Source organism: [Flexibacter] sp. ATCC 35103 (assembly GCF_001975985.1).
Taxonomy (GTDB): Bacteria; Bacteroidota; Bacteroidia; order Flavobacteriales; family Flavobacteriaceae; genus Flavobacterium.
Map to the genome: position 1 here is coordinate 674,746 of NZ_MTQF01000001.1, position 11,827 is coordinate 686,572.

The window sequence follows — 11,827 nt, forward strand, 5'->3', positions numbered from 1 at the left end:
CCTAAAAAAATGGATAAAACTCAATTACCCAAAATGCTAAAAAAATTACATTTATACTTACTGTTGTTATGTTCCTTAATAGGATCTGGTAGCTATGCGCAAACCTTTCCTATATCGATCACAACTCAAATTACACAGCCCTCTCCTATTTATTTAACTAAATATGCAGATGCAACTACTATAAACAGTCCCCTAAAAATTCAGCTAGTACTAAACGATTTGACCATTTCAAACCGTCAGGTAAGGCTAAAAATTTATTTTCAGGGTAACGGAATAGCATTTAATACAAATGATTTTGTTGTAGGTGCAAAATCATTATATCTCGAAGGAGGATTTCCGCTTCAACTAACCAATGTTGATTTGGCACCTTATTTTGAGTATCAGAACTTGTTAGGATTAAATCAAAATCAATATGCACAACCTTTACCAGAAGGTATCTACAATATTTATGTAGAAGTATATGACTTTGCTACAGGAAAAAAACTGTCTAAAAAAACAGGTTCAACCACTATTATATTTCAAAATGAACCACCATTTTTAAATCTGCCTCTGAATAATGCTTCGATCATGCAACAAAATATTCAAAATATTGTGTTTAGCTGGACACCACGAAGCATTAATGTCAGTAATGTCGAATACGAGTTTTCATTAGTAGAAATTTGGGATAATTACACTCCCGTTCAAAATGCATTTGCTTATTCGCCGCCATTATATACAACAACAACAAAAATGACAACGCTGCAATATGGTATGAGCGAACCTCAACTTATTCCGGGTAAAAAATATGCCTGGCGCATAAAAGCAAAGGCAATTTTAGGCGCCGAAGAAATAGGTGTTTTTAAAAACAACGGTTATACTGAAATTTTTGCTTTTACATACGAAGTATTCTGTACCTCTCCATTGGCGATTACAACTTCTGGAGTAAGTCAGGATCAGGCTAAAATAACATGGAGTGGTAATATAGAAAACTATGATTATCAGGTAAATTACCGAGAAAAAAATGCCAATTCAGAATGGTATAAAGTAGTTACTCCAAGAGAAAACATTACGCTTACCAATTTAAAACCAAACACAACTTATGAGTATACAGTAGGGGCTTCTTGCGATTTGGGTAAATATGTTCACGGTACCATTAACGAATTTACAACCATTGCCAAAGACGAAATTGCCTTTGTAGGTTGTGGTATAAAACCTGACCCAAATGACTTGGCTAACAAAACTCCGTTGCCTAATCTTTACCCAAATGATGTAGTCTCAGCCGGAGATTTTCCTATAGTGGTATTACACGCTACAGGAAGCAATGGCAATTTTTCAGGTGATGGTTATGTAACCCTTCCATTCTTAGAAAAATTCAGAAAACTGATTGATGCAGCCGATGCCTTTGCAGGAAAAGACGAAGACGGAAAATCGAAAAGTAACATTGGTAAATATACCAGAATCCGAATCACATTTAATAACATTGGTCTTAATACTGATTTTAAATTAATTTCTGGGGAAATTATAGCCAGTTATGATACCGAAAACTGGGATAAGTTTCTCGATGTTGATAAATTGATGAATGATATTTCAGAAGAATACGATCCAATTATGGAATCTATTTTTGGCCCTAAACCAACACAAGAAGAGATCGATGCTGACATATTAGGAGAAAAGGAAAATGTTAAACCAGAGAATTCAATACTGCCTTCAGAAACTCCAATAGAATATAATCCTATCACTGTTGTCGCAGTCGATGAACCTACGTCTACGCCTCCACCAATTGTAAATGAGGTACCAACTGAAAAAAATAATACTAAAGAAGAGACAACGACAGTACCTAGTAATGGTGAAGTAACAGAAAATGGTTATTTTATAGAATACAAAGGACAAAAATATTATAATGGTGGAAGAATAAAAATACCTTATAGACGTTTCATGTTAGAAACTTTTGAAATGAAAACTGTACCAAGTGGTGCAGTGGTTAGTTATAGTATTCATAAACCCGGAGAAAAAGAAATGGTACGCGGATATGATAGTAGTACCAGCAAAAGTACTATTCCAATTGAAGATAATACTATAGCATATAATTTACTAAAACAAGATTTACAAGCTGAAGCAAATAGTCTTGAAGGTACTCCAAAAGTACGAGTAGAGGTCGAAAAAGTTGTTGAAAAATTTACACAAAATAAATTAACGGCTACTTATATTCCTAATTCTGTAACTATAGCTAAAACTAGGATTGCAAATGCCGGACAAACATTATATTATGTAAATAAACCAGGAAAAACAGATTATAGAAATACTGAAATAAAAGCTATTTTAAGCCAAACCGAACTTACCAAAATTCCAGAGAATTACATCAAATGGAAAATTAATGATATTGATGATGAAAATAAAAATGGAACAACACAAATAAAAATTCGTCTTGCAGATGATAATAAAGTTTTAAATTCTAAATTCACGAATATTTCAGGTTTTCCTAATATAACAACAAAAGAGGTAAGTGTAAAATGGGTTGATGAAGACGTTACAAAATATGCCTTAACAACATCAACTGAAAATTTTAAGGTACTTGAAAAGTTCTTAGAACTTAAAAAAACTATGGACAAGACTGGAAAAGTTCTCGAAAAAATTCCAGGAATTAGAAAAATCAAAAAAAATGAAAACTCAAGTGGTAGTATCAATTTTTATGCGGACGTTGCAATTGGAGAATTTGTACTAAAAAATGTCGAAGATAAAGACTCACGTTTATATTATAGAGAAAAAAGCATAAAATCTGGTCTTGAGGTAGGATTAAAGGGTACCGCAACATTAATGTTATGGAGTGGAAATCCAGCTTCATATTTTCCTGGAGCTCCTAACTGGGCTACGGACTTAGTCAAATGTGAAGTAAAAATAGAAGGATCAGCCTCAGTTGCTGCAGAAATAAAATACGAAGGAGTTCAAAAGAAATATATTGAAACTAATAAAATAGTAAAATCAGAAGGTATTAATCCGGCACTTGTAAAAGTAGGAATGGAAGTTAAGGCAAGTGGCGAAATTGGACTGGGAGCAAAAAATGAATATCTTTCTGTTGGAGGAACAGTTTCTGGAAAAGCTACTGCAGAAGTTTTTAGGGTTGGATATTCCGATGGAGATTGGAATTATGGTTTTTTTAAAGAAGGAGTTAAAATGACATTTACTGTAAATGGGTATCTTAAATTGCCCTTAGGATTAAAATTTGACACAACAAAAGAATACGAAATACAAGTTATACAACCACTAAAAGAATAATCTAATGAAAAAATTTTTTGCATATACTATTATAATATTTTCATCCCTAATGTTGATTATAGAAATGATTAATGATTTCTCTGTGCTCAAAACTGGGTATACAGTTGTGTTTTGTGAAAATGGTTTTGTAAAAGATACCCTCGTTGTTAAAGAATATGGTTCAGCAACCGGTACAGGAAGAAACTCATCCTCTAATTTTTTAAATGTTTATCATGGTTTTTTAATGTCTAATAATAAAAAAGCCTCAATAACAATGAGTAATTACATTGATCCATTCTCAAATGGTTTTAAAGATAAAAGGATAATAGTTTATCATTCTAAATTTACATCCTTCAATTTATTTTTTTCAAAACCTAATAGTATTTTTGAACTAAATTTAAAATATTTATTAGAACCATTTTTCTTTCTATTCTCTATCTTTTCAATATTTTATCTATTATTTAAAAAAAACTAAATGAAAAAAATCATTGTTTTAACAATACTTTTGGCTTACAATATTTTTTATAGTCAAAATGAAAATTCAAACGGATATGTATTAGAGTACAATTCATTAAAAAATTTCAAATATCAAATATTAAAGCCTGTAAAAATCAAATTAGTTGACAATAAAAATGAAATAGACTATAGTAAGATTGAAGGCTTACTACAATCTTATTTCTCTGCAAATAACATTATATGGGCAAAAAGTGACTATATAGATTCTAGTGTCGTTATAAGTAGAGATAAGGAACATTTTGAAAAAATAAAAACATTAGATAAAAATGAAAACTACATTGAGCTAGAAAACATTTATAATTTTAATTATGACAATAATGACATGGCATATGTTAAATTTAGTTTTACTTTTTCTGAAATTCCATTTCAGATATTAAATTTTCTTTCCTTAATAAAAAAAGATGAGAGATGGTATATATACAATCTACCTAATCAAATCAAAATAAGTATGTGTCTTACAAATTTAAATAACTTATTTTTAGGTGATATTCTCAATCCCAAATCTTCTAATCTTTTAAAAAATAAATCTTCTAGATATCAATATATTGATTTTGATTTACTGTACGATAATTATCAGGCATTAAATCAAAATGAAAAAAGAAAAATTGAAGATGAAAGAATCTGGAATCAAAATGTAGGATTTAATTATAATAAAGAAACAATTAATGTAACTATATCAAACAAAACTGTACAAACTTTTGCTTTTAACAGTTCGCTCTTTTTTAAATATGGAAAAAAAGACAAACTTTATAATGATCTAAAAGTTAAAGAAAAATATAAAAATGAACTTATTAGTTCCATAATTCCAAACAATAACGATACAATTAAACTTGTGCATAAGCTTGCTTTTCAATTAAGGAATTCAAAAATCGAGATCGTAAAGTATCAACTGAACAATAAATTCTATTCGAAATTACTAACAGATTCTCAACAACTTGATATTGCGAACATTGATAATTTATCTGAATTTATTAGAATAATTAAAAGTGAAAACCTTCAAGATATTTTAAGTAGAAATTCAGGAAAAGACTTCGAAAATATTATAGCTAAGTCTCTAGGAAATACAAATGGTTTAAATATTTCAAACTTATCGGATTTAGTAATTAAAGACAAAACTAAACTATCAAAATATTTAGATAATTAAAAACTATAAAAACAAAGGCAAGACAAAAACTTTCTAAAGTAAAACTTCAGAAGGTTTTTTAATATTAAAATCTTTTACGAAAAAAAAACATACATTACCAAGACTTTACAATAGCAGACTATAAATAAAATATAATTATTTTATATTGAATTATAAAAAGTAAACAAGGAAAAAATTGCAGCTTTACATATTTAATTACGTCACGCAAAACGAAAGAAATACCACTTAAAAAATAATATTATGATTGCTGTAGATATTTCTTTATTAATCTAAATTATGAGGGATTAAAGAATTTTCTGTCCCTGCTGATATTAAATTTACCCGACGAGTCTGATTTAAAAAAAGGGAATCTAGTTAAAAATTAATAATCAAAATCAGATCTATGTTTTTGTTATTACCCTAATTGCAAACGGATATTTGGAAATAAAAAAATATCCGTTTTGACATAATTTTTTCCAGAAAAAAACAACGAATTTTGTAGAATATTCTGCTATTTTGAATTATGTAAATGTATTCCTTCGTACGAAATTGACTATTTACCAGGCGAACATTCACGACTTTGTTTGCTTGAATTTCCTGACGGCAAAACTGACATTCTGAAAAATCTAGGATATTATCGATCAAAAGATCATGCCATCAACCAAGAGGAGTCGGAGAAGATAGTTGAAGGAGAAGATGTTACCTACGTTCATAGTATTTGGGAAGATCCACTTTTGACAGATGAAATTAGAGTAAAAATTAAAGGTAATAGCTAATAAAAATCATGATAAACTTTACGAACACTGTAAATCCAAACAACAGAATCTCTCTTTAATCGTATCATACCACTCTAAATCTGTTTTTTACATTTCGTATACTATTTTACTTAGTTATTCTTATCTTTGAATTATGAGCACACTTACAAAACCAAATCATATAGGGCGAAAAATTAGCCGTATTCGTGAACTTCGAGATATGAAACAGGAAGCTTTGGCGCAAGCCATGGGAATAAGCCAACAAACGATATCTGCCATTGAAAATAGTGAAACCATAGACGAAGAAAAACTGGCAGAAGTAGCAAAAGCACTTGGTGTAACGGTTGAAGCCATTAAGAATTTTTCTGACGAAGCTGCAATTAATTATTTCAATAATATTTATGACAATGATATTAGTGGTACAATTCTTAATGCTCCACAGTCAAATCATTGTTCATTTAATCCTCTGGATAAAGTAATGGAACTTGTAGACGAAAACAAAAAACTTTACGAACGTTTGCTCCAAGCTGAAAAAGATAAACTCGAGTATCTTGAAAAATTACTCAAAGAAAAATAGACTTTATAAAAACTTATATTAACACATAACCATTAAAAATGCAATCATCAAAATACACAAAATACGTTGTAATAGTTCTCGTAATTCTATTTGTAGTTCTTAGTGTTATAAACTAAAAATAGTTTCAACTATCAAATCAAAAAGCCTTCTTAAGTGTAACATTAAGAAGGCTTTTTTTTTATTTCTAATAAATAGTTCTATTCTATAAAAAATTGTTCAAACCTATTTTAATACAAATTAATTTAAAGGTTTAAAATGAAGATAAATAATGAATTGACTAAAATAACTCTGACTGTTTATATGTGCTCTAAATAGCCTGTATAGCTTTTAAAACAGACATTATGACCTATATTTGTAAATTCCAAAAACAAAAAAATAAATATAATTTTATGAATAAATCCAGATATACAAAAGTTGCCGTAATTATTATGGTAATTCTATTTGTTGCTATTAGTGTTTTAAGCTGCAGTACACATGTTCATAGTGGCCCAAGTGGTAACAGCAGCCAAAGCAGCAATAAAAAGATTCCTCCAGGGCAGGCAAAAAAAATGTCCGGAAGCAAAAGCGCTAAAGCTTATGCACCTGGACAACAGAAAAAACAATAACAAAAAAAAGCCTTCTAAAAATTATATTTTAGAAGGCTTTACCATTTAGAAATTGTAATATATAAATAAAATTGGAAGTTATTTTTTTGCGGAGTTATTGCTTACTTTCAACAAATAAGTCCCTTCTGGTAAATCACCAATATTAGAGGCATTCGCTCCTACTACTTTTGTCCCTTGCGAGAAAACCTCAACAATTTTTGAACCCGAATTTGTATCAGATCCAGTTCCTGTTTTTACTGGCGTTGGTACTTTTGCAACCGTAACCGTTTTTACTGGTGCAGCCGCTACTGTTTTTTTAACCGGACTTGAAGGCTGAACAGTTTCTGTTACAGCTACACCAGTTGGTTTCGAACTGTTATAGGATTCCATAACCTGTTCGTCTGTCATTGCTACATTATATATTTTAAGATCGTCTACATCTGCATTGATCCCAAGTGTGCCGTTTAATGCTCCTAATCTAAGAATATAACCTTTTGTCAAGCGTGAAATTCCGTCAGCAGATTTTAATAATTCTCCGTTACGATACACTTTTGAGTGTGTGCCATCATAAGTCACACTATATTGATACCAAACTTCTTTTGAAAGTGGCACTGAAGCTATAACATTGTTTGTATCTCCCCAACCCACCAAACTTAAGTCTGAATTACCTGCAGATGCAGCTTGTTGTAATAAACCAAAATACTGCGCATTTACAGCCCCACCATATCCCAAAATATAATTTACTGAAGTAATAGCATTAAACTTAACCCATATCGATATTGATCTTGGTTTATTATCCTGCGGAAGATCTCCAACCATACCTTGCAAAACTTTATTTGTGAGACGCTGAGCGCCTTTTGCAACTCCCATTCTGTCATTTACAAAATTAGGTGTACCTAAAAGTGAAATCGAATTATCGGTATTATTTAAAGTCCCGTTGAAATTGAATTCCTGAACTGGATTTTGGGCATTAGTAACTAAAAAACTTACAAACATTAATGTCAGTAATAATTTTTTCATATGGACAGATTTTAGGGTATTTAGAAAAGCGCATTTAAAAACACTAATCTATATTATTATATGTGTGAGCAAAAATTTATTCGGTAACAAACCTAAATAATCGTCAAATAACCAAAATTGATGATTAATTCCTCTTAATTAAATTTAGTTATACTTTTATAAATTTTGTTAAAACTATAAATTTAATTCAATACTACAAAAAATTTATTACTTATAAATACATTATTCTTACCAAAATCAAGAATAAACGCACTCAGTAAATTTTATTACTAAAATTTGTAAAAACATTTTTACAAAAAAAAACTCCATTCGTAAAACGAATGGAGTTGTATATCTAAAAGTAACTTAAATTTACTTTACAAATTCTATTTTTTGAACCTCTTCTTCATTGACACTGTCAAAGAAACCTTGTTCGTTCATCCAGTCATCGCTAAATACTTTACTCATATAACGCGATCCATGATCCGGGAAAATTGCGATAATATTACTTTCTTTAGTAAACTCTCCTTCTTCTGCATATTGTTTGATTGCCTGCATTACTGCTCCGGAAGTATATCCTACAAACAAACCTTCTTTTCTGGTAATCTCTCTGGCAGAGTGAGCACTTTCTTCATCCGTTACTTTGATGAATTTATCGATAATATCGAAATCTGTAGCAGACGGGATCAGGTTTTTACCTAAACCTTCTATTCGATACGGATAAATTTCTTTGTTATCGAATTCTCTTGTTTCGTGGTATTTTTTTAATACGGACCCAAAAGCATCGACACCTAGAATTCTAATATTTGGATTTTGCTCTTTTAAGAATTTTGCAGTTCCGGAAATTGTTCCTCCAGTTCCGCTACAAGCCACAAGATGTGTGATTTGTCCTTTTGTCTGTTCCCAAATTTCAGGACCTGTAGTGTTATAGTGTGCATCAATATTTAATTGATTAAAATACTGATTGATGTAAACTGAGCCTTTTGTTTCTTCGTGCAATCGTTTGGCGACATTGTAGTAAGATCTCTCGTCATCTGCAGACACGTGGGCAGGGCAAACATATACCTTTGCTCCTAAACTTCTCAGCATGTCAATTTTATCTTTAGATGATTTTGAGCTTACGGCCAAAATACAGTTGTACCCTTTTATAATACTTACCATTGCCAAACTAAAACCCGTATTACCGGATGTAGTTTCAATGATAGTATCACCTGGTGTTAAGATTCCTTTTTTCTCAGCTTCTTCAATAATATATAACGCTATTCTATCTTTCGAGGAATGTCCCGGATTAAAAGCTTCTACCTTTGCGTAGAAATTACCTTCTAACTCTTCGGTAATTTTATTTAGTTTAATAAGTGGGGTATTACCTATTAACTCTAAAACATTATTATAAGCGTTTATTTCTTCTTTCATAAAAAAATAGTTAATCGAAGGCATTTTTAAATAACCTTGATAGGTTGCAAATTTAACAAAAAATTTCTAATTAGCTTTTAATTTTTTCTAAATCTAATAAAAAACTAAATTCCTTTGCTAAGTCTTTTAAAGCCTCAAAACGTCCAGAAGCTCCACCATGTCCTGCATCCATATTGGTATCTAAAAATAAAAGATTATTATTTGTTTTTAGATTCCTCAATTTCGCTACCCATTTAGCTGGCTCCCAATACTGTACCTGCGAATCATGTAATCCTGTAGAAACATACATGTTAGGATAGTTTTGCGCTTTTACATTATCATACGGTGAGTAGGATAACATATAATCGTAATATTTTTTATTATTTGGGTTTCCCCATTCGTCATATTCTCCGGTTGTCAACGGAATACTGTCGTCCAGCATAGTTGTAATGACATCTACAAAAGGCACCTGAGCAATAACTCCTCTATATAATTCTGGCGCTTCATTTACGATAACTCCCATTAAAAGTCCTCCTGCAGATCCTCCTTCAGCATATAAATGTTCAGGAGATGTGTAATTTTCGTTTATTACAAATTTAGAGCAATCGATGAAATCTGTAAAGGTATTTTTCTTTTTTAACAGTTTTCCATCTTCATACCATTGTCTTCCCAGGTCTTCTCCTCCTCTAATATGGGCGATTGCATAAATAAATCCGCGATCTAAAAGCGAAAGTCGTGTCGATGAAAAATAAGTATCCATTGTGATTCCGTACGAACCATAAGCGTAAAGTAATAACGGATTTTTACCATCTTTATTTAATCCCTTATGGTAAATCATCGAAACTGGCACCTTTACTCCATCTCTGGCTGTAGCCCAAACGCGTTCTTCGATATAATTTTCTTTATCAAACTTTCCTCCTAAAACCTGTTGCTCTTTTAAGATTTCTTTGGTTTTAGTTTTCATGTTAAAATCAATTACAGACGAAGGTGTTGCAAGCGATTGATAACTATAACGCAAAACATCAGTGTCAAAATCAATATTTGTTGTCGTATAAGCATTGTAAGTTTCGCTTCCAAAAGGTAAGTAATAATCAGCATCGCCGCTCCATGGCATAATACGAATATGATTTAAACCGTTTGAGCGCTCTTCAACAACTAAATAGTTTTTGAAAATTTCGATATCTTCTAATAATACATCTTCCCTGTGCGGGATAAGATCTGTCCAGTTCTTTTTTCCTGTTTTATTTTCAGGCGTTTTCATCAATTTAAAATTGGTAGCCTTGTCTTTATTGGTTAAAATATAAAAAGAGTCCTCAAAATGAGAAATACTATACTCTAAACCACGAACGCGGGGCTGAAAAACTTCAAACTCACCATCAGGATTATCAGAATTCAGAATTCTATATTCAGTTGTCAAGGTACTTCCTGAACCAATTACAATATATTTTCTTGATTTTTCTTTGCTTACCGAAACATTAAAAGTATCATCAGTTTCATTAAAAACCAATTCATCAGCAGTCGAATCTGAATTTAGTTTATGTCTAAAAACTTTATCCGCTCTTAAAGTAACTTCGTCCTGCTTGGTATAAAAAACAGTTTTATTATCATTTGCCCAAACAGATCCTCCTGTAGCATTTTCGATTTTATCAGATAAAATTTCACCTGTTTCTAAGTTTTTAAACTGAATGGTATAAATTCTTCTTCCCACAATATCAACTCCAAAACTAGCAAATTTGTTATCCGGACTCACACTTAAACCGCCAAGTTTAAAATAAGCATGTCCTTTTGCCAATTCATTACAGTTAAACATAATTTCTTCATCTGCCGAAAGACTTCCTTTTTTTCTGGAAAAAATTGGATAATCCTGACCCGTTTCAAAACGAGTGATATAATAGTAACCATTATAAAAATAAGGTACAGATGAATCATCTTCTTTAATTCTGCCTTTCATTTCCTCATACAAATTTTCCTGAAGACCTTTTGTATGCGACGTCATGTCCTGATAATATGAATTTTCCTGATTTAAATAATTGATAACTTCAGGATTTTCGCGATCGTTAAGCCAAAAATAATTATCGACCCTGGTTTCTTTATGTTTTTTTAATGATTTTGGAATTTCTTTGGCTTGTGGAGCCATTATATCGTTTTGCATTGATTGAGCATTAGTTTTTAAATACGAAGGAGCAAAAATACTACAAAGACAACAGAACCAAATTAATTTTTTCATAAAATATTCTATTGTTATCAAACAGCAATATACTAATTTTGTATGAAATAATTTAAAATCAACAAAAATGGATTTAATGGGAATGATGGGTAAACTTAAAGAAACCCAACAAAAAATTGAAGATACAAAAAAGCGTCTGGATACTGTTTTGATTGATGAACAAAGCGCTGACGGATTATTAAAAGTAACACTAACTGCAAATAGAAAGGTAAAATCAATCTCTATCGACGACTCTTTACTTGAAGATAAAGAGCAATTGGAAGATTATTTAATCGTAACGTTAAATAAAGCAATAGAAAAAGCTACAAGCGTTAATGAACAAGAACTAGATGCTGTTGCAAAAATGGATATGCCGATGATTCCTGGAATGGATAATTTGTTTAAATAAGGTACAAAGGCTTAAAATAGGTTCAAAGGGACAAA

The 11,827-nt window shown here is 30.9% G+C and carries 9 protein-coding genes; 6 read left to right on the top strand and 3 right to left on the bottom strand.

The window, feature by feature from the left end; translation table 11 throughout:
- Window positions 1-9: 9 nt before the first annotated feature.
- The 5 genes from BXU01_RS02745 to BXU01_RS02770 all read left to right on the top strand — a co-directional run bounded on the left by BXU01_RS02745 (window position 10) and on the right by BXU01_RS02770 (window position 6,807).
- Complete coding sequence (locus tag BXU01_RS02745) at window positions 10-3,252, top strand: fibronectin type III domain-containing protein (protein ID WP_083691590.1); 3,243 nt, start codon at window positions 10-12, stop codon at window positions 3,250-3,252.
- A 4-nt stretch (window positions 3,253-3,256) separates the two neighbouring features.
- Complete coding sequence (locus BXU01_RS02750; RefSeq protein ID WP_123773916.1) at window positions 3,257-3,706, top strand: hypothetical protein; 450 nt, start codon at window positions 3,257-3,259, stop codon at window positions 3,704-3,706.
- The gene (locus tag BXU01_RS02755) at window positions 3,707-4,891 is read left to right on the top strand and encodes a hypothetical protein (RefSeq protein WP_083691592.1); all 1,185 of its coding nucleotides are present in this window, start codon (window positions 3,707-3,709) and stop codon (window positions 4,889-4,891) included.
- 888 nt (window positions 4,892-5,779) lie between these two features.
- On the top strand, window positions 5,780-6,202 hold the full coding sequence (locus tag BXU01_RS02765; protein ID WP_083691594.1) for a helix-turn-helix domain-containing protein: 423 nt from the start codon (window positions 5,780-5,782) through the stop codon (window positions 6,200-6,202).
- A 389-nt stretch (window positions 6,203-6,591) separates the two neighbouring features.
- On the top strand, window positions 6,592-6,807 hold the full coding sequence (locus BXU01_RS02770; RefSeq protein ID WP_083691595.1) for a hypothetical protein: 216 nt from the start codon (window positions 6,592-6,594) through the stop codon (window positions 6,805-6,807).
- 78 nt (window positions 6,808-6,885) lie between these two features.
- On the opposite strand, the gene BXU01_RS02775 is transcribed toward BXU01_RS02770, so the two are convergent.
- The 3 genes from BXU01_RS02775 to BXU01_RS02785 form a co-directional block, all read right to left on the bottom strand.
- A complete protein-coding gene (locus BXU01_RS02775) occupies window positions 6,886-7,806 on the bottom strand; it encodes a LamG-like jellyroll fold domain-containing protein (protein ID WP_083691596.1) in 921 nt (306 codons plus the stop codon).
- A gap of 351 nt (window positions 7,807-8,157) precedes the next feature.
- Window positions 8,158-9,198, bottom strand: a complete 1,041-nt coding sequence (locus tag BXU01_RS02780) for a PLP-dependent cysteine synthase family protein (protein ID WP_055098591.1) — start codon at window positions 9,196-9,198, stop codon at window positions 8,158-8,160.
- 70 nt (window positions 9,199-9,268) lie between these two features.
- Window positions 9,269-11,404: a S9 family peptidase gene (locus tag BXU01_RS02785; RefSeq protein WP_083691597.1), complete on the bottom strand. Its 2,136-nt coding sequence runs from the start codon at window positions 11,402-11,404 to the stop codon at window positions 9,269-9,271.
- 67 nt (window positions 11,405-11,471) lie between these two features.
- On the opposite strand from BXU01_RS02785, the gene BXU01_RS02790 reads away from it, so the two are divergent.
- Complete coding sequence (locus BXU01_RS02790) at window positions 11,472-11,792, top strand: YbaB/EbfC family nucleoid-associated protein (RefSeq protein WP_055098103.1); 321 nt, start codon at window positions 11,472-11,474, stop codon at window positions 11,790-11,792.
- The last annotated feature ends 35 nt before the right edge of the window (window positions 11,793-11,827 follow it).